The organism is Deltaproteobacteria bacterium (genome assembly GCA_016183235.1).
Taxonomy (GTDB): Bacteria; UBA10199; UBA10199; order DSSB01; family JACPFA01; genus JACPFA01.
The window spans coordinates 62,477-87,209 of the sequence record JACPFA010000003.1 but is presented as its reverse complement, the minus strand read 5'-3'; the positions used below and the strand labels follow the sequence as shown (position 1 = coordinate 87,209).

At 43.6% G+C, this 24,733-nt stretch carries 27 protein-coding genes; 16 read left to right on the top strand and 11 right to left on the bottom strand.

Translation table 11 applies throughout. The annotated features are described in order from the left end of the window. Positions 1 to 10: 10 nt before the first annotated feature. The 4 genes from HYU97_00805 to HYU97_00790 form a co-directional block, all read right to left on the bottom strand. Positions 11 to 1,330, bottom strand: coding sequence for an FAD-dependent oxidoreductase (locus HYU97_00805; GenBank protein ID MBI2335293.1), 1,320 nt, complete (start codon positions 1,328 to 1,330; stop codon positions 11 to 13). A 67-nt stretch (positions 1,331 to 1,397) separates the two neighbouring features. Then, on the bottom strand, positions 1,398 to 2,237 hold the full coding sequence (locus HYU97_00800) for a squalene/phytoene synthase family protein (GenBank protein MBI2335292.1): 840 nt from the start codon (positions 2,235 to 2,237) through the stop codon (positions 1,398 to 1,400). Further along, the gene (gene hpnC, locus HYU97_00795; GenBank protein MBI2335291.1) at positions 2,234 to 3,157 is read right to left on the bottom strand and encodes a squalene synthase HpnC; all 924 of its coding nucleotides are present in this window, start codon (positions 3,155 to 3,157) and stop codon (positions 2,234 to 2,236) included. Before hpnC ends, HYU97_00800 begins: the two co-directional genes overlap by 4 nt. Next, the gene (locus HYU97_00790; protein MBI2335290.1) at positions 3,138 to 4,040 is read right to left on the bottom strand and encodes a hypothetical protein; all 903 of its coding nucleotides are present in this window, start codon (positions 4,038 to 4,040) and stop codon (positions 3,138 to 3,140) included. The genes hpnC and HYU97_00790 overlap by 20 nt, the downstream gene beginning before the upstream one ends. A gap of 47 nt (positions 4,041 to 4,087) precedes the next feature. On the opposite strand from HYU97_00790, the gene HYU97_00785 reads away from it, so the two are divergent. Continuing rightward, the gene (locus HYU97_00785) at positions 4,088 to 5,242 is read left to right on the top strand and encodes an MFS transporter (protein MBI2335289.1); all 1,155 of its coding nucleotides are present in this window, start codon (positions 4,088 to 4,090) and stop codon (positions 5,240 to 5,242) included. Here HYU97_00785 and HYU97_00780 read toward each other — a convergent pair whose 3' ends face one another. Then, positions 5,243 to 5,485: a hypothetical protein gene (locus HYU97_00780; GenBank protein ID MBI2335288.1), complete on the bottom strand. Its 243-nt coding sequence runs from the start codon at positions 5,483 to 5,485 to the stop codon at positions 5,243 to 5,245. A 371-nt stretch (positions 5,486 to 5,856) separates the two neighbouring features. Here HYU97_00780 and HYU97_00775 point away from each other — a divergent pair, with 371 nt between their 5' ends. From HYU97_00775 to HYU97_00765, 3 genes are all read left to right on the top strand, one after another. Continuing rightward, the gene (locus HYU97_00775) at positions 5,857 to 6,063 is read left to right on the top strand and encodes a hypothetical protein (GenBank protein MBI2335287.1); all 207 of its coding nucleotides are present in this window, start codon (positions 5,857 to 5,859) and stop codon (positions 6,061 to 6,063) included. 331 nt (positions 6,064 to 6,394) lie between these two features. Beyond that, positions 6,395 to 8,206: a TonB-dependent receptor gene (locus HYU97_00770; protein ID MBI2335286.1), complete on the top strand. Its 1,812-nt coding sequence runs from the start codon at positions 6,395 to 6,397 to the stop codon at positions 8,204 to 8,206. A 34-nt stretch (positions 8,207 to 8,240) separates the two neighbouring features. Further along, the gene (locus HYU97_00765; protein ID MBI2335285.1) at positions 8,241 to 8,882 is read left to right on the top strand and encodes an HmuY family protein; all 642 of its coding nucleotides are present in this window, start codon (positions 8,241 to 8,243) and stop codon (positions 8,880 to 8,882) included. Positions 8,883 to 8,899: 17 nt separating this feature from the next. Here HYU97_00765 and HYU97_00760 read toward each other — a convergent pair whose 3' ends face one another. From HYU97_00760 to HYU97_00745, 4 genes are all read right to left on the bottom strand, one after another. Beyond that, on the bottom strand, positions 8,900 to 9,970 hold the full coding sequence (locus HYU97_00760; protein ID MBI2335284.1) for a hypothetical protein: 1,071 nt from the start codon (positions 9,968 to 9,970) through the stop codon (positions 8,900 to 8,902). 68 nt (positions 9,971 to 10,038) lie between these two features. Beyond that, complete coding sequence (gene mpl / locus HYU97_00755) at positions 10,039 to 11,490, bottom strand: UDP-N-acetylmuramate:L-alanyl-gamma-D-glutamyl-meso-diaminopimelate ligase (protein MBI2335283.1); 1,452 nt, start codon at positions 11,488 to 11,490, stop codon at positions 10,039 to 10,041. A gap of 51 nt (positions 11,491 to 11,541) precedes the next feature. Then, on the bottom strand, positions 11,542 to 12,639 hold the full coding sequence (locus HYU97_00750; GenBank protein MBI2335282.1) for a serine hydrolase: 1,098 nt from the start codon (positions 12,637 to 12,639) through the stop codon (positions 11,542 to 11,544). Continuing rightward, positions 12,636 to 13,553 carry an LD-carboxypeptidase gene (locus HYU97_00745; protein ID MBI2335281.1) on the bottom strand — a complete coding sequence of 306 codons (918 nt, stop codon included), beginning with the start codon at positions 13,551 to 13,553 and terminating at the stop codon, positions 12,636 to 12,638. The genes HYU97_00750 and HYU97_00745 overlap by 4 nt, the downstream gene beginning before the upstream one ends. A gap of 108 nt (positions 13,554 to 13,661) precedes the next feature. On the opposite strand from HYU97_00745, the gene HYU97_00740 reads away from it, so the two are divergent. Together HYU97_00740 and HYU97_00735 are read left to right on the top strand one after the other, a co-directional pair. Beyond that, complete coding sequence (locus HYU97_00740; protein ID MBI2335280.1) at positions 13,662 to 14,684, top strand: thiamine pyrophosphate-dependent dehydrogenase E1 component subunit alpha; 1,023 nt, start codon at positions 13,662 to 13,664, stop codon at positions 14,682 to 14,684. 115 nt (positions 14,685 to 14,799) lie between these two features. Further along, on the top strand, positions 14,800 to 15,774 hold the full coding sequence (locus HYU97_00735; GenBank protein ID MBI2335279.1) for an alpha-ketoacid dehydrogenase subunit beta: 975 nt from the start codon (positions 14,800 to 14,802) through the stop codon (positions 15,772 to 15,774). A 1-nt stretch (position 15,775) separates the two neighbouring features. On the opposite strand, the gene HYU97_00730 is transcribed toward HYU97_00735, so the two are convergent. Then, positions 15,776 to 16,831, bottom strand: coding sequence for a Fic family protein (locus HYU97_00730; protein ID MBI2335278.1), 1,056 nt, complete (start codon positions 16,829 to 16,831; stop codon positions 15,776 to 15,778). A gap of 205 nt (positions 16,832 to 17,036) precedes the next feature. Here HYU97_00730 and HYU97_00725 point away from each other — a divergent pair, with 205 nt between their 5' ends. From HYU97_00725 to HYU97_00700, 6 genes are all read left to right on the top strand, one after another. Next, on the top strand, positions 17,037 to 18,344 hold the full coding sequence (locus HYU97_00725; protein MBI2335277.1) for a 2-oxo acid dehydrogenase subunit E2: 1,308 nt from the start codon (positions 17,037 to 17,039) through the stop codon (positions 18,342 to 18,344). After that, complete coding sequence (gene lipA, locus HYU97_00720) at positions 18,341 to 19,300, top strand: lipoyl synthase (protein ID MBI2335276.1); 960 nt, start codon at positions 18,341 to 18,343, stop codon at positions 19,298 to 19,300. Before HYU97_00725 ends, lipA begins: the two co-directional genes overlap by 4 nt. A 32-nt stretch (positions 19,301 to 19,332) precedes the next feature. Continuing rightward, a complete protein-coding gene (locus HYU97_00715) occupies positions 19,333 to 19,848 on the top strand; it encodes a thioredoxin family protein (protein MBI2335275.1) in 516 nt (171 codons plus the stop codon). 63 nt (positions 19,849 to 19,911) lie between these two features. Then, positions 19,912 to 21,288: an ATP-binding protein gene (locus HYU97_00710; protein MBI2335274.1), complete on the top strand. Its 1,377-nt coding sequence runs from the start codon at positions 19,912 to 19,914 to the stop codon at positions 21,286 to 21,288. A 132-nt stretch (positions 21,289 to 21,420) separates the two neighbouring features. Beyond that, positions 21,421 to 21,930, top strand: a complete 510-nt coding sequence (locus tag HYU97_00705; protein ID MBI2335273.1) for a hypothetical protein — start codon at positions 21,421 to 21,423, stop codon at positions 21,928 to 21,930. 76 nt (positions 21,931 to 22,006) lie between these two features. Then, positions 22,007 to 22,171, top strand: coding sequence for a hypothetical protein (locus tag HYU97_00700; protein ID MBI2335272.1), 165 nt, complete (start codon positions 22,007 to 22,009; stop codon positions 22,169 to 22,171). On the opposite strand, the gene HYU97_00695 is transcribed toward HYU97_00700, so the two are convergent. Continuing rightward, positions 22,168 to 22,449 (bottom strand): hypothetical protein, encoded by a 282-nt coding sequence (locus HYU97_00695; GenBank protein ID MBI2335271.1) that lies wholly within the window; start codon positions 22,447 to 22,449, stop codon positions 22,168 to 22,170. The genes HYU97_00700 and HYU97_00695 overlap by 4 nt on opposite strands. A gap of 210 nt (positions 22,450 to 22,659) precedes the next feature. On the opposite strand from HYU97_00695, the gene HYU97_00690 reads away from it, so the two are divergent. Genes HYU97_00690 through queC form a run of 4 tightly spaced genes read left to right on the top strand, consistent with a single transcriptional unit; the run spans position 22,660 to position 24,664 of the window. Then, complete coding sequence (locus HYU97_00690; GenBank protein ID MBI2335270.1) at positions 22,660 to 23,193, top strand: hypothetical protein; 534 nt, start codon at positions 22,660 to 22,662, stop codon at positions 23,191 to 23,193. A gap of 54 nt (positions 23,194 to 23,247) precedes the next feature. After that, positions 23,248 to 23,616, top strand: coding sequence for a 6-carboxytetrahydropterin synthase (locus HYU97_00685; protein ID MBI2335269.1), 369 nt, complete (start codon positions 23,248 to 23,250; stop codon positions 23,614 to 23,616). A 41-nt stretch (positions 23,617 to 23,657) separates the two neighbouring features. After that, positions 23,658 to 24,008, top strand: a complete 351-nt coding sequence (locus tag HYU97_00680) for a GIY-YIG nuclease family protein (protein MBI2335268.1) — start codon at positions 23,658 to 23,660, stop codon at positions 24,006 to 24,008. Then, entirely contained in the window at positions 24,005 to 24,664 is a 660-nt protein-coding gene (queC, locus tag HYU97_00675) for a 7-cyano-7-deazaguanine synthase QueC (GenBank protein MBI2335267.1), read from the top strand. The genes HYU97_00680 and queC overlap by 4 nt, the downstream gene beginning before the upstream one ends. Positions 24,665 to 24,733: the final 69 nt, after the last annotated feature.

Genomic DNA, 24,733 nt, shown 5'->3' with positions numbered 1-24,733 from the left:
TGGCAAATGTTCAAAATGATGCAGTGCGTCTAACGATGGCGTCGCTGGCTTTAAACCCGCTCAAGACCGCGCTTTCAATGGTGCTAGGTAATCCGGTGGCCGTCCAATCGCCGGCTAAATAAAGATTGGGTAAATGGGTTTGCGTGGCAGGGCGTTGGTGAGCGCAATTGATTTGGTTAGCAAAGGTAGCTTCAAATTCGCGAATCACCTGGCTGTGCAGCAATTCTTTATTTTGGCTATCCGGAAAAATTTTGTGTAATTCTTCAAGGGCTGTGTCCACTAATTCTTGGTTGGTTTTTTTGGCCAGGGGGTGACTTGCGCTAATCACAAAAGATAATGCACTTGCGGGGTCACGCAGCACCTGGGTTTTATCAAAGAGCCAATGCAAAGGGCTTTGTAATAACCCACAAAACATTTCAGGAGCCTGCCAGTCTTTGAGCCATAGGTTAATCGCAAGGATAGGCGATGGCTTTAACATTTCCCAGTTGATGCGTAAATTTTCAGGCAAGGCAATTTTTTTCAATGCCGCAGGTGGAACTGCAAACACCAAATGACGGCCACGATATTCATTGCCATTAAAATCTTTCACTAACCAATCATTGGCATGGCGTTCGGCACTTTGCATTTGACATTGCGTATGAACCTCAGCTGCGTATTGATTTAAAAATTTTAAAGCAGGTTCAACGTAAAGCTCACTCAATCCCACTTGAGATATAACGAGCTGAGAATCTTTTTTACTAGCCAACAAGCCTCGGCGTAGCACCTCGACAAATAATGCACTACTGGCGATATGGATATCTTCATTGATCGTTGCTAGTACCACGGGTTCCCAAAATTCTTGGATGGCATGTTGGGATTGACCTTGCTGATTTAAAAAATCGATGACAGTCATTGAATCAAGTTCTGGGGGTAAACGATTCAATTTAACCCGCAGCATCATTTTAACGGCGCGCCATTTTTCTTGCGCCGAAAAATTTTTGAATTTAAGTAGCCCCATTAATAAATGAAAAGGTGCAGGTAAATTAGGGCAGCTTAATTTTGCCAAGCGATGCGTGTTACGAAAAGTTACCTCAAGTCGATTCATAAATTTTAATTTGGGTAAGGCACCGATGATTCGCAAAAATTCCAGAGTGTTATGATAACAACCCATCATGAGGTGTTGGCCATTATCAACCGTTGATTGGGTTTTGGGTTCGCGAAACGAATAAGCTCGCCCCCCTAAAAAGGGCCGCTTCTCTAATAAAGCAATCTTATGGCCAGCCAGGGCAAGCTTCACGCTTGCGGCAAGGCCTGCAAACCCACCACCGATAATGATTGTATCGTAAGTCATAAGTTATAGAGAAAGGGAATGGATTCCGGCTCAGGGGGCCGGAATGACGGCTGCACGTCATCCCGGGCTAAGACCCGGGATCCAGGATTCCTTTAAGCAAAATAAAAAATTTCCTAAATTTAGATAACGTGATCTTTCCCTGGTAAACATCATAATTCTTCCGGCGTATTTTATTTAAAATTTGATGATAAATCTTTCCCATCACCCATGCCGCTTGTAAGGGTTTTTTAGGCAAATTTTGCATAAGTGAAAAGGCCTCTGTATAGTGCTGTTCCGCAAGGTTAGCAAAATGGGTTAAACACAAAACAACCTTTTCTCGAGGTACACCCGTTTGAATGGCATCAGGGCTTAAATCAAATTGTTGCAAAAGTTCTAGCGGTAAATACAAACGCCCTTTTTTAGCATCCACTGCAATATCCCTTAAAATATTGGTGAATTGTAAAGCCAAGCCCAATTCGGTGGCGGCTGTTTCAGCCGCCGGGCCGTTGACTCCAAAAATTTTCATACAAACCAAGCCAACTAGGCTAGCCACATGGTAGCAGTAATTTTCTAAGCTTGAGATATCAGAATAATTTTGCGGGTGAATATCCATGGCCACACCTTGCAAAATCCCATCAAAATATTTTTTAGGGATTTCATATTCACGAATTATTTTTTGCAATTCACTCGCTAAGGGTTGAGTGGGCCAACCATGATAACAAAGGTTGATTTGTTGTTGCCACTGGGCAATAAGTTTTGTGGCTATTTCGCTTGAGTGTTCATCGACCGCATCATCCACCACGCGGCTAAAGGCGTAAAATGTGGTTAAGGCCTGGCGACGTTTTTTAGATAAAATCCAAAACGAACTTATAAAATTAGATTGGCTTTTTGCCGCAATTTGTTCGGCAGACATCCCAAGTGCATTCATGCACTCTCCGGCTTTCTTACAGCTACTAAGGGTTTGCCAAGGGATCGTTTGAAACGAAAGCAGGCTTTCAATAAAATTTTTAATTTTTGACCCTTGGTAAGGGCCGGCCGGGTATGCAAGGTGTCATATTGTACCGCTTCAATCGCTTTTAAAATCCCCATACCTCCTAAAATGACCGCTCTTAATTCAAAACCCAAACGGCCCCCTACGAGCGAAGGCAATTCTTCGGCCTTGCGAAAGAGCCTTTTGGTGCGTTGCACTTGAAAGGCCATGAGCCGCTGAAATTGAATGTTTAACTCTCGATTCACCAACTGTTTTTCGGTGTATTGAAATTGGGCAAAATCTTCTTGCGGAATGTAAATGCGATCTTTTTCTAAATCAACACTCACATCTTGCCAAAAATTAGCCAATTGTAAGGCCGTGCAAACATAGTCTGACAATAAATAGGCGCGAGGTTCTTTGACATTGAAGAGATGTAAAATCAAACGTCCTACCGGGTTGGCTGAATGTTTACAGTAGTAGAGCAATTCTTCAAAAGTGGCATGACGTTTTTTGATGACATCCATTTTAAAGGCAGTGATGAGGTCAACAAAAAGGTGCTGAGGGATTTTAAATTGCCGCACCAATTCACCCAAGGCCAAAAAAACCGGGTGATTCACTCGGCGATGGTAGCAATGCAGCAACATGTCTTGCCAGCGATCTAATTTAGGCAGGCGATCTTTTTCTGCATAATCTTCATCGGCATAATCATCGGCCTTGCGAGCAAAGGCATAAATTGCCCATACATAGGGGCGCAATTTTTTAGGGATAAGCCACGACCCAACAGGGAAATTTTCATAGTGAGATTTTGCCACCCGCTCACAATATAAAAAAGATTCAGGGATAGACCACGTTTTTTTTTCAATCAGGGGGTTTGTCATGGGAAAACAACTCTATGTGAAATTTCACTATTTGGTCAAGGGCTTGGTGATAGAAGATCCCCAATGCCAAATACCCTTGGGCAAGCGGCGATTTAACGCAAGAGGTGATGGTGCCAATCTTTTGTCCATTTTGTTGTATCTCCCACGGCAAGCTAGGAGGTGGTTTTTGTAGTTTAACTTGTTTAAGGCTGCGATTGACGTGGCCTCGGGTGTGTACCCTGGCTACAATTTCTTGGCCCAAGTAACAGCCCTTCGTAAAACTTACCGCGGAAGTTTCCAGCCTCGCTTCTTGGATGAGCATATGATCAGTAATATCCACTCCATCCCGAGGCTCACCCGCTTCAATTCTTAAAATTTCCAGAATTTGTGGATCAACAAAATCAGCCCTTACCAGACTTTTTTTGGGAATCAACAGCTCAAATCCTGGCAGGCCGTACATATGATAACTCCATGTCATTGCGAACAATTTCATCCCTGCGGAGGCAGGGACCCATGATGGTGAAGCAATCTTCAATTTTATCTCTTTTCCACTTTTAGGCCCCAGCACAATCAAGTGCTGAAAATTTTGCAGTGCTTCAACCTTAATTTCACTTAACAGTAAAAATGTCTCTAAATGTTTGAGCAATGCCTCCACTTTAGTATTCTCAACTTTAACCAAAAATTGATGATCCTCTCGTCTTATAATCAAACTTAAAGCGACAATCGTGCCTTTACGATCCAAGAAAGCCGCTTGTGTCACTTCCCCAGGTTTTAGTTTCTTAATATCTTGAGTGGTATAATTGTGTAGAAATGTATGCACTTCTTTACCGCTAAAACACAAAAAAGTTTGCTCAGTGATAAGAAAAAAGCCAGCGGCATTTTTTGTAAGTTGGTATTGTTTCATAAAACTTTTCGGTAGCGTGGTCCATGTAACACCATTATGCTTCCTCCATGCAATTAAAACATCGTGCCATCTACCTTTGTCTAGCAGCCTTTTACTTTTTTAAGATGGGAATCTTAGGGACTCTGCTGCCTTTTTTCCAACTTTATCTTGATCATTTAAAATTTTCAAAATTTCAAACCGGCATCATTTTATCTTTGTTAGCCGTTACCCGCATTGGGGTTCCCTTGCTATGGGGGCGGCTAGCCGATCGTACAGGCAAGGCGCCACTACTTGCCAGTATTCTCATGTTTATTTCGACAGTTCTATTTGCAGGGCTTTTCTGGGCGCAAAGTTTTTGGGGAGTTTTTATAGTCACCTTACTTGCCATGTTGTTTCGCACCGGGGTCTTACCTTTGGTCGAGGCCATCAGCCAACGCTTTTGCCAAAAACACGATTATATTTATGGCCGCATTCGAGTGTGGGGCACCTTGGGTTTTTTTGCAGCGGTTTTTTTGGGCGGGTATTTGATAAAATTTTATCCCTTAAGCATCATTCTTTGGGTCATCCTTTTTTTAGGTGGCCTAGCGGGGCTTAGTGTCTTGTGCCTGCATTTTGCCCATAGCACTTCGTTTGTAGAACCAACTCTTGATTTACACCGGCCTTGGTTCAAACTCATGGTTGGCGTGTTGGTGGTTTGTTTTTTGATGCAATTGAGTCATGGGGCTTATTACGGATATTTTTCCCTCTATTTAAAAGGGCTTGGCTATGAAGGCCCTTATATTGCTTATCTGTGGGCGCCTTGCTTATTGGCGGAATTGTTGATCATGGTGGTGTGGGCACCACGACTCAAAATCGTTCATCCCATTAGCGTGTTGGGATTTTCTTTGTTCATGGCCACCTTGCGTTGGGCCTTACTTGCTTATTTCCCCAAACTCCCGCTGATTTTTTTAAGTCAAATACTCCACGCCTTTACTTATGGCACGTTTCATTTGGCGGTTATGGAATTTATTAGACGAAAGGTGCCATGTCATCTTAAGGCCACCGGCCAAACTCTTTATTCTACCGTGACTTATGGTTTAGGTAATACGGTGGGTTTTATTCTCATGGGTAAACTGGGAGACATTGCGAATTTTACGACCATGTTCGGAGTTTCAAGTGTGATTGCAGGGGTCGGGTTGATTGTAATTATAATGGTGAAGTTCAGTAGGATGAACCAGGATTAATCAGTTTTTGGGATTTTTAAAATACCCTTCGAGACCCTTGGGGGCTACACCCTTATCTGCTGAAGCGACAGGAGAACCAACTGAAAATTTATCTCCCCCAATGCTGTTAGTATTGTCTAAGGGTGGACGCTTTAAAGTGCCTAGGATGAGGGAGTCAAAACCCTCGAGTGCCTTACCAACAGCGATAGGTTGTTCTTCGAGTACCTTACCAACAGCGATAGGTTGATCAGTAATTTTTGTCATGAAAAAACCTACTCTTAAAAGACATATCGGTTATTCACACTTCACTTGTTGCTAATATTGTTCCAGGTTTTATAACCTTAGGCAAGGACTAAATTCCTAATCCAAAATAGATATAACTTATTAATATTATTTGTACTTTTAACATCTAATTGTCATTCTAAATCCAGCAGGATGAAGAATCTTCCATTTTAAAATGTTAGAATTTGCCACGCCTGCTTTAAGCTTGCGATGACGGCTTTTCTAAATAGATAAATTTTCATGTTGACAAACACAACCAAGATTTATACTTGACTTCTATAAATGAAAATGATTTTCAATTTCATTATAGAGGGCTAGCCTAAGTTCAACCTAAACCGGAGAGGGTAAATTTTATGCAAAATCCAAATATGCGTCGAACTGATTGTGCGATCACGATTTGTCCTAATGGCTGCATTTGTCTTCATTTTGGAGTAACGGCCATTCATTTGTCCTATCAAGATTTTCTCATTTTTGTGCAAAACGTAGCTCAAACGGTTCTCGATCTTGATGAACGCAAAAGACCCGCTTATTTTATGCATGAAACCAGGGTTCAACATTGAAGCAAGAGAGACGTAAGATATTTGTAGAATTTCATCACGACGATACTAACAGCTTGTCAAAGGTTAGTGGTGATTGCCAGGAGGCACGCTGCGAGTGTGGCAACTTACTGGCTCGCTTACGACCTAATGGCGTTGAGTTAAAATGCCGTCGTTGCAAGAGAACGGTGGTGTTATCTATTGAGGAGCAACAAAAGGGATAAATTGAATGGCTGGGTAATGTTTGCCCAGCATTAAAAAAAATAGCGGCCAGCGGTTTTAAATCTAGAGCCCAGTAGCAAGACAAACTTGTTGCTGGGTTTTTTTTGGCAAAATTTTGAGTGTGAACAATAAAATGAGTATAACAAAACTTAAAAAAATTTGGATGATGAGCTTAAGCCTAATATTCCTTCTTTTGCCAAGGCTGGTTATTGCTGAGACTTTGAGCAAAAATACCCATCATCAAGAATTAGGCTTTGGACAACCCGATGTAGTTATTGATGGCGTTGAATTACACACCTACGGAACATCCTTTTATGAATTAGAAGAGCCCTTAGCCCTGCGTGCCGGGATTACCTTTCTTTCCACCGGTGATGCGGCATCGGAGGATTGGCTTTTGATTCGAGGCTTGCCTAGGGATTCTTCAAGAAATGTGTTGGTTCTCCTCGACGGTATGCCGATTAACAACGCGGCCTACGAAGGTGTTGAGTTTCACGATCTTCCCACCGGTTTATTGAAACGTGCCGAAGTTTACAAACCGCCTTTGCCGGCCCGTTTTGGTGGTTATCATGCGGTGATCAATTTTGTTTTGCAAGAGCAAGCTAAAACTCACGGTGCAACGGCACAAGCGGCTATTGGATCTTTTGATACCCTACGGGGTGAATTAACCGGAACCACAGGCAAGGGGCCTTTTTGGGCAAAACTTGGGGTTGGATTTTTAAAAACAGACAACTTGACCGACGTGCGGCGCACGCCTCCGCTCAGCAATCTTCGTTACGAAGATCGTTCTTATTGGGATATTACTCCAACTTTTTTTGCGACCTATAACCCTTCACCCAATACGAGCTTGCGGCTCCTTTCATTATATTCCCGGGGCCGCAAGAAATTTTCTAATGATGAATTTCGCAACCGTTGGTTTTTGAATTCCAACTTGGCCCTCGATCATCAATTTGGAGAAAGGGCTTCTTTTCATGTGAATGCTTTTGGTGGGGTGGAATATTATTTTCTCAATCTTCAGATGCATCCTGATGTTACGCGCCAAGATCGAGCGAAGATGGGGGTACGGACCAACACCGAAGTAAAATTGACTTTCCATAATATTTTAAATGTAGGTGCCGATTTTACTCGTAACGAGCTGGATGAACCCAGTGGGTCTCACAATTTTCATACTTGGAGCGCATTTTTAGAAAATCATTTTACACCAACGAAGTGGTTTGGGCTTACCGCAGGCCTTCGTTATGATGGCAGTGACGTTGACAAACTCGAGTTTAACCCCAGCGCAGAATTGCGCATCATGCCGTGGCAGGGTGGAGTTTTGTTGGGGCGATGGAGCAGAAGCACGCGCTGGCCTTCATTGGGCGAGGCTGCTTCAGCCGGAAGTGATTTGCATGGTGAAACTTTGCAAGGTTTTACCGCAGGGGTTCAACAAAAACTTCTTCATGATCGATTAGTCTTGAAAGCAACGGGGTTTCATCTCCGTTTGACTAACGAACTTACCCCTGATGCAACCACCGGGCTCTATGGGCATAGCCAGGTAGCATCGACTTCGCGCGGTTTTGAGTTCGAAGTATCGGCAGAACCATTGCGTGGTTTGCACACCTTTGCTTCCTACACGTTTAATCAAGTTCATCAAGCGGGGGACTCCATTGCCTACGGCCCACCTCATCATATGGCAACTGGCGGGGTTTTATATTCGAAGGGTCCCTATACCGCGCGACTTTCAATGAAGTATCTTGGCAAAAAGCGCGGGATCTTTCGTCACCTGGGTCAACCCACCACAGTGAACGATGCCTTCATTGTTGATCTTTATGGGGCGCGTAATCTTGGGAAAAATTTTCGCGTTTTTGTAAATTTGGAAAATTTAGCCAACCTTCGCTACGAGACATTTCAAGGGAGACCCATGTTTCCCCTGACCATCTTGGCAGGGTTGGAGCTGCGCGTGCCTTGAGCACCTAACTCATAATATAAAGGAGACAAGTCGTATGAAACTAAAATACTTAAGTTTAGCCAGCCTGCTAGTGCTCTTGGTGAGCGCCTGCGGAGTTACGGGCGAAGAGCCATTCAACAATAACAACGCCGATACCGAAGATCATTCGGGTCACAACCCTGACTCAACGGAGAATGCTGTCTTATCAGGTGAAACGATCATTGATGCTAGCAGCACGAGCAACTGGGCCTATTGGGATTTTTCATCGGGTGCCGTTGTGACTCCCGCTGACCCCTCTACGTCACACGAGTGGGACATGGCCTTTCGCAGGGCGCAGATTGCTGCCAATTGTGGCACAACACACATGATGGCAGGGCATGAAACTCAAGGCGGGGTGATGAACATGGCAACCACCGATTGGGCAGGAACTACCGAATGTCCGGCTGAAGGTTATGAGGTTGATGAAATGATGCCCATTCCTGGCCCTCCTGGATCGGGTGAATACTCAGGTAATCCGGCATTAGCTGATTGGTTTGATTATGATCCGGCCACTCACGCGGTTTCATCCAAGAGCCTTGTTTATTGCATCCGCACGGCCGATGGAAAATATGCAAAATTCACGATTATCAATTATGCCGGTGGGCAAATGACCATTCGTTGGGAATACCAACCCGATGGTAGCCGATCATTGCCATAAAGAGTATGATTTAGGGTCTATTGATAATTCAGAAAAATCGTGCCCTCGGAGGCTGTACCAGTTCCGCCAGGATTAAAATCTGATGTTTCACAAGCTAAATCTTCGGTTGTGAATGGGGTTATGGCATCCACATCGCTTTGATAGGGGGCGCAGTTGGCATCGACGGTATCTGAGCCTTCTGCGCTCATGGCTCGCAACTCGGTTTCGCCATCTTCGGCCCCGATGCAATAATACTTTCCGGTTAGATCGTTGTTGGTGATTTTTACCAGAAAGTAGTTCCCTGTACCTTGGGAATAACCTTTGCCTATGATAGAGATATAAGCCGAATCAGCCACTTTATTTCCTTTGATGGATCGGAAGGTGAATAAATGAGTGGAGGTATTGCCATTGATGTCGTTTCGGTAACAATAATCATTAGCCCCATCGTAATCGACCCATAGTGCAATGTCGACCGAGAGGTCATCCGTTAGGGTATCTAAGATTGCTTGCAAAGTGCCATATTCATTGTGATTGCTGTCAACCCATACAAATCCAAACACCCCGTATTTGATAGCGGCTGTTGTATCGTTGCGAGATGCGGATGTAATTTCAACAATATTGCCATTGGCATCGAGTTCTTTCAACGCACCTCCAAAGTCATAGCCTCCATCGGTGTCTTCATTATAGGCACAATTATAGGTGGTGGCAGTATTTTCAAAATTGAAAGGAGGAGTGATGGTCTGTTCGGTGATGGCCTGGCAATTGCTTTTGGCGTTAGTAAAAAAATTTTTTGCCTCCCACATACTCTTGTAGAGGTTGGAAGTGTCGATAACTCCGTTATCCGTATCCGGATTAAAGGTTCTTAAGATATAAAACAATTCATAGAGTGGATTGCCGGTTTCCCAGGTGGTTGTGACAGTTGCCATGGTGAGAGGATTTAACGAAGAGTTACTGACAGGGGTAAAAGAGGGTGCCACTAATTGAACAGCATCATAGAAAGGGGTGTTGCTTGAACTCTGATCATTGGAGTTCGTACTAGAGCCACAGCCCATGAGCACAAGGGCACATAACCCAAGGCATTTCCAAAAAAAATTCTTAAAAGTAAACATAAGCCCCCCTTTTGATTGCACCCTATAAAGCTATTTTAAGGAAGAATGACTATCAATTACAACCTGATTCAAATCAGGCTGTTTAGGAGGTGTTGATGAATACCGCCAAAACCACCATTACTCATGATCAGCAATATGTCCCCTGCTTTGGCATGATCTTTGATGTAAGAAACGATGGTGTCAATACCTGAAAGATGTTGGGCCTTGAGGTGTTCAGATTGTTGATTGATTTGAGCAACGACCTCATCCACATTCAAAACTTTTCCATCTTTTACTTTTTCGGGCATGAATACGTCGTGAATAAGCACAGCATCAGCTTCTAAGAAGGCAGCTGGATAATCTTTTTGAAACACATCGCGCTTACTCGAATTACTACGTGGTTCAAACACGGCCCAAATTTTTCGATTAGGAAAGCGGGCTCGAATTGACGCAATGGTTTCGCGCACGGCGGTGGGGTGGTGGGCAAAGTCATCGATGATGGTAATGCCATGGGGCTCACCAATAATTTCTTGGCGACGTTTAATGCCTTTGAAAGTTCGAAATGCGTCGGCAATAGTTTTTAGATCAATCCCGATCTGATGGGCAATGAGCGCAACTCCCACGGCATTGCTGACATTGTGAGTGCCAAACATGGGCAAGAGAAACTCAACTCCATTCAGATGGAAACACATACCGTCTGGCGTGGCTTGGATTTTTTCTGGATAAAAAACGATGTCATTGTAATCCACGTCATCCCGGGCTTGCCCCGGGATCCATGATGGCGAAGCAATCTTTCTTGTTGAGTAACAAACTGTTTTTTTAAAGTTTACTTTCTCCAAAACTTCTCCCACCGCTGGAAAATCTAAATTAGCCACTAAACTTCCCATGCCAGAAATTATCTCAAGCAACTGAACAAACGAACTCTTTAAATGTTCCAAATCACGGTAAATATCGGCGTGATCAAATTCAATGCTGGTGAGCAACACGTGCGTGGGGTTGTAATGTAAAAATTTGGGGCCCTTATCAAAAAAGGCGGTGTCATATTCATCGCCTTCAATCACAAAATACTTTCCGGTATCCAATTTAAAATTGTCTTTAAAATTGAGCGGGATACCACCCACAAAAAAACTAGGGTTTAACCCAGCATATTCTAACACCCAGGCGAGCAGACTTGTGCTGGTGGTCTTGCCATGTGTACCAGCCACCACTAGGCAAATTTTATCTTGCAAAAAAAAGTCGTGTAAACAAGCCGCCATCGATAAATAAGGAATGCCTTGCTGTAAAACGGCCTCGGCCTCCACATGATTTTTAGAAATCGCATTGCCAATGATCACTAAATCAGGGCGTGGATTTAAGTTAGTTGCTTGATAAGGTGTTTTAATTTCAATCCCTAGTTCACTCAGCTTGGTGCTCATAGGCGGGTAGGCATTTTGGTCACTACCTTTAACGACGTGCCCTTGAGTCTTCAACATGCCAGCCAGAGAAGCCATGCCGGTGCCACAAATACCCATAAGATAAATATTTTTATTGGGATTAATCATATGACCAAAATGTCATCTGTGGATCCCCCGATCAAGTCGGGGGATGACATGTCAAAATAATTCCTCGCAGATGAGATTGTGAATTTTAATGCGGAATTGATTGAACACCGTTTTATCGTAGCGCTTAGGATAAGTGCGATTGGTGAGCAAGACGATCGATTTTTGATCTTCGAGATCAAGCCAAAACGAGCAACCCGTAAAGGCCAGATGCCCTATAGAATTTTTAGAAAAGTATTTCCCCGCTAACGAAGCAGCGTTGGGTCGGTCAAACCCTAAGAAATAAGGTTGAGCTTGGGGTACAAAAATTTCAAAAGTGGATTTTTTTAACCAACTAGAATTTCCCAAGTGGGCTTTGAGCATTTCTTGCACCCATTGACCAACCGCCCGCAAAGTCGCAAATAATCCAGCATGGCCAGCCACTCCCCTCATAAAATAAGTATTCTCATCATGCACTTCTCCTTGAATGGTTCGATTGCGCCAAGTGCAAAACTCAGTGGGTACAAAGCTCGAGGTGTCATTGCGATCCACAGGTATCATTTTGGCCCCCGAGGGTGCATCTATTAAAGGCAAATAAAACATATCTTTAATATTAAGTGGCCCCGCAACTTTTTCTTGAAAAAGCACGTCTAATTTTTTTTCATAAATCTTTTCTAAAATGAATCCCAACAAGATAAAATTCAGATCGCTGTAGACATGGCTGCCTTGTTTAGCACGGTCTAAGCCCTTTTCTTGAATTTCGTTTAAGATTAAGTTTTCTAAAGTGAGTTTACCTTTTTTAAGTCGATGCGTTTGTTGATAAAGCGGCAGCCAATCTCGTAACCCCGAAGTATGGTTGAGTAATTGGGTGATGCTGTAATTGTGAGCTGGGGTCAAGGTAGGAAAAAAGTTTCGAGCGGGTTGATTTAAATCAAGCCGGCCTTCTTGGGAGGCAAGCATAAATAAACAGGTGGTCGCGATGGCCTTGGTAAGCGAAGCAATGTCGAAATAGGAACTTGCGGTGACGCTTAAGCTATTTGTTTCGTAGGTGAAATGGCCATAATATTTTTCTACCAACGCTTCTTGCCCCTTTCCCACTAACAAAGCGGCGCCGGGAAAAAGTTTTTCCTTACTTCCGGCTAAGCAAGCAGCATCAATGGCTTCAAGGCTCATGATTCTAAGGCTCCTTCTAAAAAAGTCAGTGCAGGTTTAGTGGCATTTAAACGAATGTTGACGCCAAACGGAATCGTAAGCGAATCGGTCACATGGCCCGAGGGAAAATTAAACACAATAGGGATAGGGAGATCTTCTACCCATTCTTTCAGTAGGTCGGCCACGTAGTTCAAATCATGGTGGGTATCTTTCAGTGGGCCAAATACAATTCCTCGCAATTCATTAAACAGCCCCGCTTGGCGTAGTTGCAACAACATTCGGTCTATAGAATAGGGTTTTTCTCCCACATCTTCTAGATATAAAATCTTGTTTTGGGTGTTTATTTGATAAGGTGTCCCCAAGGTGCAGGTGATCAACGAAAGACATCCGCCCACCAAAACCCCTTCTGCCACGCCAGGATGAATAGTGATGAGTTCAGGAGGGCTGAGTTCCCCCAACGGTTTTACAGAGGTCAGGGCTTGCACGAGAGATTCAAGGCCGCGGGGGCGAAGGTTGTCAAAGTCTTTGGCTAAGCAAGGGCCCTGAAAAGTAACCCAACCCAACATTTGCCCAAAATAATTTAAGATCGAGGTAAAATCGGAATAGCCCAATAAAACCTTGGGGGAAAATTGAGCTTGAGCGGCATCGAGTTTGTTTAAAATTCTTCCTGCCCCATAGCCACCCCGGGCCGTGAGAATGGCTTTAATCGAAGGGTCGGCTAAATAACCAATCAATTCTTGACTGCGCCGTTCATCGGTGCCGGCCAAGTAACGGCGGGTAGAAAAAATATCTTCTTGAAAGACCACCTTAAATCCAAGCGTCTTTAATTTCTCCACCCCTCGCAAAAAGGGCTCTTTTTCAAAAGAACTGGAGGGTGCCGCAATGGCTAAAGTATCACCGGGTTTTAACACCTTGGGTTTGATGGGTTTTTTCATGACGCGTTATGCCTTGAAATGACGCTATGAGGCTGTTCAAATTACATTGACTGTGATACAATAAATCTGTCTTGAGGTGTACATAAAAATAATTTTACAGGAGGCCTATTGGAATTAACGCCCGACCTGTTAAAAACCCTCTACCGCTACCTGGTGACCACGCGCACCCTGGAAAACCGCGTTGCAACCATTTGTCAAAGCCAAAATGCTAACGATCCCTTAATTGTTGGAAAGGGTTATCTCTCCGCGGGCCAAGAGGCCATCAGTGTTGGGGCAGCTCATGCGTTACGGCAAGGTGATTGGCTGGCGGTTGGGCATCGTGACATGGGCGCTCATTTGGTGCGCGGCATTACTCCCCAAGAAATCTTTGCACAGTATTTTTGTCGTGCTACTTCGCTGACCCAAGGCCGAGATGAAAATATTCATTTTGGTTGTACCGATAAAAAGATTTTAGGATTTATCAGTCACATGGGGGCATCTGCTTGTGTGGCCAATGGTTTGGCGGCTGCTATGAAATACCGCGGTGATCCCAATTTTGTTTTAACGACTTTCGGAGATGGTGCCAGCTCTCAAGGTATTGTGCATGAGAGTTTAAATTACGCTGCCGTGTTTAAACTGCCGGTGGTTTTTATAATAAATAATAATGGTTATGCGATTTCAACCCCCGTGCAAGAGCAGTTTGCGGTCAAGAATCTAGCCGATCGCGCCGCAGGGTATGGCATCTCCGGGATACTAGTAGACGGGAATGATGTCGTGGCCGTTTATCAAAATGCTCTTAAAGCCCGTGACCATGTGCTGGCAGGGAAAGGCCCCGTTTTAATGGAATGCAAAACCATGCGCATGTGTGGCCATGGTACTCACGATAGCGCGGGTTATGTGCCGCGTGACGAAATAGAAGCCTGGGAAAAACGCGACCCGCTTTTATTAATGAAAGAGCAGCTGGTGAAAGAAATTGATTTTACCGAAGAGGCCGACAAAAAACTCAGCCTCGAAGTTAACGAGCTTATTGAAGCCGCTTGGCAGGCAGCGGCCAAAGCTTCGGGACCTAGGGCAGAAGATTTATTAACCGGCGTTTATACGGAAGGAAATTTGAGTGATGTAAATTTTAGGGGACGTTCCAGAATGCTTTAGATGCAAGGCAGCCCGAGGAGGCCGACTGAGGCGTACTAGCGAGTACGCCGCAGGGAGAGCCGACGAGGGCAACGCAGCAGATGAACATTCTGGGACGTCACCGCGGAGGAAAATAATGGTCGAAATGACCTACGGCGGGGCAATACGCCAAGCCCTCTTTACCGCCATGGCCGCTGACGACGATGTTTACGTCTTTGGCGAGGATGTGGCAAAATTTGGCGGTGTGTTTGGGATCACCAAGGGCCTTTACGAAAAGTTTGGGCCCAAACGGGTGAAGAATACACCCCTATCCGAGGGGGCGATTATCGGTGAGGCCATTGGGGCGGCCCTTTATGGTTTAAAACCGGTCGCTGAAATTCAATTTTCTGATTTCATCACCACGGCCATGAGCCCTTTGATTGATGTGGCCGCCAATTATCATTATCGCAACAACGCTTCCTTGCCGCTGGTCATTCGAATGCCTTCAGGTGGGGGCATGCGCATCGGGAATTTTCATTCTAAATGTTTAGAAGCCTGGTTTTATCATGTGCCAGGTTTAAAAATTGTCGTTCCCTCCACTCCGCGCGATGCCAAGGGCATGCTGCTAGCCGCGATTAAAGACCCTGACCCCGTATTATTTTTGGAACAAAAAAAACTCTACTACACCGTGAAAGAAGAAGTGGAAGAAGAATATTTCGAAATTCCTTTAGGATTTGCAAGGACCGTTCGTGCAGGTAGTGACCTTACCCTGGTCACTTATGGTGCTATGGTGGGCCTAGGCCTAGAAGCAAGTCAAGAGGCAAGCAAACAGGGCATATCTGTCGAAGTGATCGACCTACGCACTTTGACGCCCCTCGATGAGGCAACCCTCAAGACCTCGCTGGCCAAGACCCACCGCGCCATTTTGTTGCACGAAGCGGTCAAGCGGGGAGGGGTGGGCGGTGATATTGCGAGCCTCCTCATGGAAAATTGTTTTGAAGATTTAGCCGCGCCCCTTTTAAGAGTAGGCGCGGAGTTCTGCCCAGTCCCGGCTGCACCTGCCCTAGAAGACGCCTATCTACCCAGCGTAGAAAAAGTTTTAGCAGCGATTGATCGGGTGATGAAGTATTGAACTAAGCTAAACTATACCAAGAACCTTTGCCTTTGCCGTGTTGAATTAAAATTCCATCGGAAACTAATTTTTGTAAATGGACCTTAATGGTGTTTCGATTTGCATTAGTAAAATTTTGAATTGCTGCATTCGTTATTCGACCATGTTCTTTCACTAGGGTAAGAATTTGTTGAGAGAGCAAAGGGGTTTTTAAGAAGATTTTTTCTTGTTCAATTTTTTTGAGTAAAACATCTTTCTGTGCCTTCAAAGAATTAATAAAAAATAATAGCCAACTTTCTAAATTTTCGTTTTCATTGCCTAATTCTTTTTGAGAGTTGTGTAAGGCTAAGTAGTAATTTTCTTTATTTTCTTCAATGATATGTTCCAAAGAACTAAAAGGGACATAGTGATAGCCATGTTTAAGCAATAGCAAACTCGTAAGAATTCTTGAGATGCGGCCATTTCCATCTTGAAAAGGGTGAATCGCTAAAAAATTAACGATAAAAACCGCGATAACTAAAAGTGGATGCAATAATTTTTCTTCAAAACTTCTATTAATCCATTCGAACAATTCTTGCATCCGTTGAGGGGTCTCAAAAGGAGAAACAGTTTTAAAAATAACTCCTATACTTTTTCCATTTTGATCAAAAGCTTCTACATGGTTAGGAAATTTTTTATATTCTCCTCGATGACGAACATCCTTGGAGCTAAATTTAAGTAAAATACCATGCAGTTGTTTGAGATAACTTTCGGTTAATGGAATATGTTCATAAGATTCAATAATGGTATGAATAACTTCGGCATAACCCCTCACTTCTTCTTCATCTCTTGTTCGAAAACTTTTTATTTCCAAACCTTTTAAAAGTTTTTCAATTTCTTGATCAGTTAATTTTGCACCCTCAATGCGAGTTGAAGAACCAATAGATTCAATCGTGGCAACAGTCTTCAAGCTTTGAAGTTGAGTAGGGGAAAGTTGCTTTAAGGTAGTCCATTGACCCTTAAATTCATCAATTTCAGTAATGAGTTTTAAGATTTGAGGAGTAATCGAAATCTTAGGTTGAAATTTTTTAATACCCATAAATGCACCCATATATAACCATATATTCAAACAAAGTCAATATTTATGGATATATATGGGTATGTTTATGGGTAAAAAATAAATAGTAATATCTTAATAAGGATTGCACAATCTTGCACGATCAATCCCGTCAATTTAGCGGGTTGGGAGATGGGGCTTCAATTGAACTAGCCGTCAAAAAAAAACTGTGCTTAGACTATGAACTATGGATCTACTACTTGTCATGCCCAAACCGGGCGAAACGATTACGGAAGCGTTGATTGTCAATTGGCTTAAAAGCGAAGGCAATTCGGTTGAAGAAAAAGAACCTATCTTTGAAATGGAAACCGAAAAGGCCGTCTTTGAATACGAATCACCCCTTAAAGGGACATTACAAAAAATTTTAGTGAAGGGTGGGCAAAAAGTTGCTGTTGGTACACCGATTGCGGCCTTTTCGGTCGAAGAAGCTGAAGGTAAGCGTTATGTAACAATGGGCGTGGCTATTGCAGCAAGCGGTGAAACTGCCCAATCAACTCCTTCAGCCCCAAGCTCGGATGTTCCTGCTGATACTTTTGTCTTTGCCACCCCGCCGCCACGTAAATCGGCACCTGTGAGCCCTAATTTATCAAACGTTACTCCGCTTCGCAGTGAGCCATCTACTAGCCGACCTAAGATTTTCTTGAGCCCCTATTTAAAAAAAGTGGCTCGTGAGCTCAATATTACCGATAAAGATTTAGCCAAAATCAAAGGCCACGGGCCCGAAGGTAGGATTACAGAGCAAGATTTAAAAAACTTTCGTTCCACTTCAGCAACCCCTGGGGTGTTAGATCCAAAAATGGAGGCCATCCGAGCGCGGATTGCCGAGAATCTTACTAAATCCAAACGCGATATTCCTCATGCGGGTGCAGGCGTTGAAATAGACTTGACCCCTTTGTATGAAGAGTATCAAAAGTTAAAGGTGCAAGCCTCACAGAAACATGGGGTTAAGTTAACCTTGTTTGTTCCATTTTCTTATGCAGCCGTGCAAATTTTAAAAACAGATCCCTATTTAAATAGCGTTTATGCAGGGGAAGGAAAGGTGCAAATTTTAACCGAAGTTAATTTGGGGATCAGTGTGGCCGGCGATCAAGGTTTGCTGGTGCCGGTTTTAAAATCAGCTCAAGGGTATGCTTTCGTTGATTTTTGGAAAAAGTTTCAAGATCTCATTGAACGCACTCGCACCCGTAAAATAAAACCTGACGAAATGATTGGGGGTACTTTTACGGTGAATAACCCTGGTGCCCTGGGTAGTGATAAGATTTTGCAAATTATTCCGCCCGGCCAAGTGGCCATTTTGGGTTTTAATCGTGTGGTGCAAAAGCCGGCTGTAGTTGAAGGTAAGGTCGTCCCACGTTATATGATGAATGCCGATTTACAATTTGATCATCGTGTGGCCGATGGGCGTGAGGCCTTGCGGTTTTTAACCGCGCTGAAAAAACAAATTGAAGTTATGTCATTGCCCGACTTGATCGGGCAATCCATTAATGGATCATGAAACCCACTTGGCTCAAAGCAAAAATTCCCTCAGGGGCTAATTACCATGGCCTCAAAAAATTATTCCGCGATTTAAATTTACACACCGTATGCGAGGAAGCTCAGTGCCCAAATATTGGGGATTGTTGGGATCGCAAAACCGCAACCGTAATGATTATGGGCGACACCTGCACGCGCGCTTGTGGATTTTGTGCGGTGAACACCGGCAGGCCCAAACCCCTTGATATTTGTGAACCGCAAAATGTTGCGCAAGCCTTGGCCCAATTAAATTTACAACATGTGGTGATTACCTCCGTCGATCGTGACGACCTTCCTGATGGTGGTTCGCATCACTTTGCTCAAACCATCCAAGAAGTTAAAAAGGTCTGCCCTAACATGACGCTTGAGGTGCTGATCCCTGATTTTAGAGGGCAGCGAGAAGATTTAAATCGCGTGTTTGCGGCCAGCCCAGATATTTTAAATCACAACCTTGAAACTATCGCACGGTTGCAAAAACACGTTCGCCCGCAGGCCCATTATGAACGTTCGTTAAAAGTACTGAGCTTGGCAGCAGAAGCAGGATTGGTCGCTAAGAGTGGCATTATGGTAGGATTAGGCGAAACTTTTGATGAGATCGAGCAAACCTTATGTGATTTATATCAAAAAGGGAAAATTTCTATTTTAACAGTGGGCCAATACTTGCAACCCGGCCCTCAAAATTTAAAGGTCGAACGTTTTTATTCCCCCCAAGAATTTGCAAAAATTCGTCAAATGGCTTTAGACATAGGCATCCCCGAAGTAGCAAGCTCTACCTTCGTGCGCAGTTCCTACCACGCCGACGTATCTGCGAGTAAATTATCGATGTCATTGCGAGCTGCTCCTGTCATCCCCCGGCTTGATCCCCCGATCAAGTCGGAGGACGGGACCCATGATGCCGAGTGTGGCAATCTTCATCATCTCTCATCATCCCGGGCTTGACCCGGGATCCAGATTTGCGTTAGTTTCCTGCCATGGTCCTGCTTAATTCAAAAAACATTTCCCTAGGTAGCCCAGCCCCTGAATTTAATTTGCCCAACGTTCTAGATGGCAAAACTTATAATCTTTTAAGTTTTGATGATAAGAAAATTTTAGTGGTTATGTTTATTTGTGTGCATTGCCCCTATGTGCAAGCCGTCGAAGATCGCATCATTCAATTGCGTAAAGACTACGAAGACAAATCGGTTCAACTGGTGGGTATTTGTGCCAATGACCCCACCGATTACCCCGATGACAAACCCACCAACTTAAAAAAACGGGCCCTCGATAAAAATTATGGGTTTCCTTATTTGGTCGATGCAACGCAAGCGGTTGCCCGTAGCTATGGGGCGGTTTGTACCCCTGGCCGTATTGATAACAATTGGAAAGAACCTGCCAAAGTAACCCGTCAAGAACTACGCGAGGCCCTCGATGCCATGTTGTTAGGCAAAAAACCTTCCCCCGAACAATTCCCTACTATGGGTTGTTCTATTAAATGGAAGAAAACCTAATTATACTAAAAAATACCTTTATTTCATCTTAATTTATGCTAAAATCAGGGTATATTTTAGCATATGATTGCAAGAACCTTAGAAAATTCCCTTACTGAATGGTTTCGAAAAAAGCCCAGAAAGCCGCTTGTTTTACGAGGGGCCAGGCAAGTGGGGAAGTCTACCCTCGTTCGTAACTGGGCCCGTCAACAGAATTTAAAATTAGCTGAGATTAATCTCGAACGTCATCCACGGTTAGATCTTATCTTTCAAAGCAATGATATTCCCAGAATCTTGCGAGAACTCGAGGTGCTTGCCAATCTCTCGCTTGCTTTGCCCAATGTGGTTTTATTTTTAGATGAAATTCAGGCCACTCCCCATGCCTTGCCTGCCTTGCGCTATTTTTATGAAGAAAAACCGGATTTGCCTGTTGTGGCCGCAGGGTCTTTGCTGGAATTTATTTTGGAAAAACACAGTTTTTCAATGCCAGTGGGAAGGATTGATTATTTACATGTAGGGCCTTTAACTTTCAGTGAATTTTTATCGGCTTTAGGTGAAGATCAGCTTGTCAAAATCCTGCAAGGGTTTCAACTTGGTGAGAAAATACCTGAAATGGCCCATGCGCGGTTGCTTGAGAGGCAACGGGAATTTTTATTTGTGGGGGGCATGCCTGAGAGCGTGGCTGTTTATCAAAACACTTTGAGTCCCCTTGAAGCGCGGGCGGTACACCGGTCTATCCTTCAAACTTATCAAGATGATTTTTCGAAATATAATACTTCTCAAAAATTTCATCTACTTCTTCAAAAGATTCTTGATATTTTCCCAAAGATTGTGGGTCAAAAAGTAAAATACTCGAAGCTTTCTTCGGATGATCGCTCAGTCGATGTAAAAATGGCGATTGAAATGTTAACCAGAGCGAGACTTCTTCTTCCTTGCTATCATAGCGATTGTTCGGGTTTACCTTTGAAAGTGGGGCGTGATGAAAAAGTTTATAAACTCTATTTTTTAGATGTTGGGTTGTTTAATTATTTATGTGGGTTGGAGTGGAGTGATATCTCAAAACTCAATTTAAGAGAACTGGTGCACGAAGGTTATTTGGCAGAGCAGTTTATTGCTCAGCATCTGGCTTATGGTTCAAAAGGCTTAGAAGCCCCTGAACTTTTTTATTGGTTGAGAGAAAGCAAATTAGGCAATGCAGAACTTGATTTTGTCATTTCTCTTGCCTCAAAAATTCTCCCTATTGAGGTAAAGGCAGGCAAAAGTGGAAGCTTAAAATCAATTCAACAATTTGTGCGACAAAAGCAGGTCAAAAATACCCTTCGGTTCGATTTAAATCTTCCCACTATTCAACCCGTTTCACATAAATTGACGGGTCCCTTCCATGGGGGAGAAGAAATCTCCTTTACCCTTATTTCGTGGCCACTTTATTTGGTGGAGAGGGTGAAGGCCATTTCCTTGTAATAAACAGGAAAAGAATGAGGATTAAGGCAGCGCGACACATTTTTATTTAGCTTATAAATAACGATCTCACTCTCGTCCATATCTGGGATACCCCCCGAATATGAAGGAGTGGAGTTAATACCAGGAGAATCCATGTTCAAAAAATATATTTTGCTTTGCCTCATGTTTTTTACAAGCTCGATTCTGCTTACTACTTCAGTCTTTGGATTTTCGATAGCTGAGCTCAAGGGGAAAATTAACTTACTGCCGGGTTGGACCTGGAATGAAAGCGGGGGGAGGTCTAATATTTTTATGATGGATGCCAATAAGGCAATCGACCGAGTGTGGATTAGAGGCGAGCTCTATACGACTTCCAAATCCGCGAAGAAGTTTTTGGAAGACATGCGCCAAGGCGTGTTAAAGAACCCTGGCTACGAACACCAAGGTAGCTCTCTCTCAGCAGTCGAGACATTTACCATGAGGGAAAAGACCTGGTATAATTTCACGATGCAAGACAAAAACGGGGTAAGGCAGGAAACGTGCGCCAGAAACGTAGCAGGGCAGCAGCTCATGGTCATTACATACACTGCTGCTACGGTAGCCTATTATAGTTCTTATCATTTTGACTTTGCAGCTCTCTTGTACCAGGCATCTGGCTTTTGAGACTGAAGATCAATTTTAGGTACCCACCCCATTTAGTCGATGCAACGTAATCAGTTGCACGTAGCTATGGGGCGGTTTGCACGCCAGATATTTTGGCCGTATTGATAACAATTGGAAAGAACCTGCCAAAGTAACCCGTCAAGAACTACGCGAGGCCCTCGATGCCATGTTGTTAGGCAAAAAACCTTCCCCCGAACAATTCCCTACTATGGGTTGTTCTATTAAATGGAAGAAGGGTTAAGGCAAGGCTTCCGGTTCTACTGGTTCAATCCCCCATGGATCGGGTGGTAAACCACAAAGCAATCTTAACATAATGTTCGGGGCTGCTTTATTGGTAAAAAGGGTTCGTTCGGTTTTACAAATGTGACCCGGATTTTTTTGAGTATAGGCTTTTTCGGCCTTGTTAATCTTTCCTTCACAAGCCGCCTTGTCGGGTGAGTCAGGTGCCCCGCCCTTTGCAATAGGATAATAACAAGCGGCTACTTCAGAACGTTGATCAATTTTAGGTGGTTTACCCATCAGCCCCCCTTTAGTTTAAAGTTCTAAGCTATTATCGCCAAAAGCCAGGTCTAGGTTTCGCTGAAAATATTCATTAAATTGGAAGTTTAGCTAATTTTTATGTATAAAAATTTATAATAAACTCAAAATAGATGTATTTTTTTGGAAACTAAATTGTTATGGGGACGATAATAAGAGCCAAATGGGGGTTTAACAATTTTAGGAGGTTTTATGGGACTCGGAAAAATTGCTGGTGAAGTTGGTAAAGTGGCAGTTGAAGTTTTGACCGGTGGCTTGCCTACGGTGGCCAAAGCTGTGTATCGTCAGGTAAAAGATTATAAAGTAGATACGAAAACTCCTCCCATCGCTCACTATGAACACTTGGCTCGCCAGTCTATTAGGAGTCTGAGTCAACGATCTATAGTTATCAATCCTGAAAAGTGGGCTAAATTAGAAGAGTCATTAGGAGAAAGAGAGTATTTTTTGTCGAGGCGCTCCGCTGCTAGTTTGGTTTCGTTTGAACACATGAAATCACGGGACCCTGCATTCCAATGGGATTTATCCGAGTTGTTAGTCGGTTTAACTGCAGCGGTAGTAGCAGCACAGGTTGATCGTATGACCCCAGTCCCTCTTTGTGGGAATGAAGTTTCCCAGGCGGACTGTATTACGAGATTTATACAACAAATAGGGGAAACTATAAAGATAGAGAAAGCTGCAGCGCGAGCCCGCGGCGAAAACCCTACTCCACACAAAATCAAGCAGTAAGCTCAGCGATCCCTATTGACCTTAAACGAGCCGCTGGGTTAACGCCTAAGGCCTATGTTTGAGGTCATTATCACCAAACCCTTTGTGGCGGCCCATAACTTGCGACTTTATGACGGCTCGATGGAGCCACTCCATGGTCATAATTGGAAAACCGAAATACGAATAATGGGCGAAAAACTCGATGGCATAGAAGTGCTTATTGATTTTCTCGAGGTGAAAAAAGAAGCTGAAAGTATTTATAAAAAAATCGATTATACTTACCTCAACGAAAATGCCCTTTTTAAAAAGATAAATCCCAGCGCTGAACAAGTGGCCAAGTTTATTTTTGGCGAAATGAGCAAACAGTTAAACCGTGCGGGGGTGCGGGTAGCCCGTGTTACCGTATGGGAAACCGACGATTGTGCGGCGAGTTATTATGAGTAATAAATGTCATTCAGAGCGGAGCGAAGAATCTTCCATTTCATATGAAAGACCATAATTATTACGTTTATATTATGACTAATATCAATCACTCCGTCTTGTATACGGGTGTAACCAACGATATTACACGTCGCATTTATGAACATAAAAACAAAACTATCCCTAGTTCTTTTACTGCAAAGTATAATCTTACCAAGTTAGTTTATCTGGAATATTTTGGTGATATTAATGAAGCTATAAGTCGGGAAAAACAGATCAAGGGGAAATCGAGGGAGAAAAAAATTTTGTTAATTGAAGTTAAAAATAGAGGGTGGCAGGATCTATGTGAACAATGGGAAATGGAAGATTCATCGTCCCTGCCCAACGCAGGGACTCTGAATGACATCTTACTATGAGTAATCGTTCCTTAATTTTACTTTCCGGTGGTCTTGATTCAACAGTGGCGGCCTACCTTTATCGTCAAAGTGCTCCCATTGCCTTGGCCCTCACCTTTGATTATGGGCAACGGGCCGCGCTGCGCGAAATTCAAGCCGCACAAAAGATTTGTAATCAACTGGAATGCGAACATAAAATTATAAAAATGACTTTACCCGAACCACGTTTAGCCGGCGCCTTAGTTAATCCCGAACTGGATTTGCCTGCTTTAGAATCATCTCATCTGGATAGCCACGAACATATCGTCAAATCAGCCCGTGCGGTGTGGGTACCTAATCGCAATGGCATCATGATTAATTGGGCAGCCTTTATTGCCGAGGCCCAAGGCATTGGTAAAATCATCGTGGGTTTTAATATTGAAGAAGCCGCTACCTTCCCTGACAATTCACGCCAATTTGTCGAAGCCATTAATCAAAGCCTCTATTTTTCAACCGCTAATCATGTCGAAGTGGTAAGCCCTACCTTGGGGATGAGTAAAACCGAGATTGTGCAAGAAGGCATGAAGCTTGGGGTACCGTTTCGGGAGCTGTGGAGTTGCTATGAGGGTGGGGCCAAGTCCTGCGGCAATTGTGAATCGTGCTTAAGATATTTTAGAGCGATGGCGAATAACACCTAATGCCATTGCGAGGACCAAAGAATGGGTGCCCCGGTCTTTCCCCCAGCAGTGCTCGTCCCCAAGCGGACT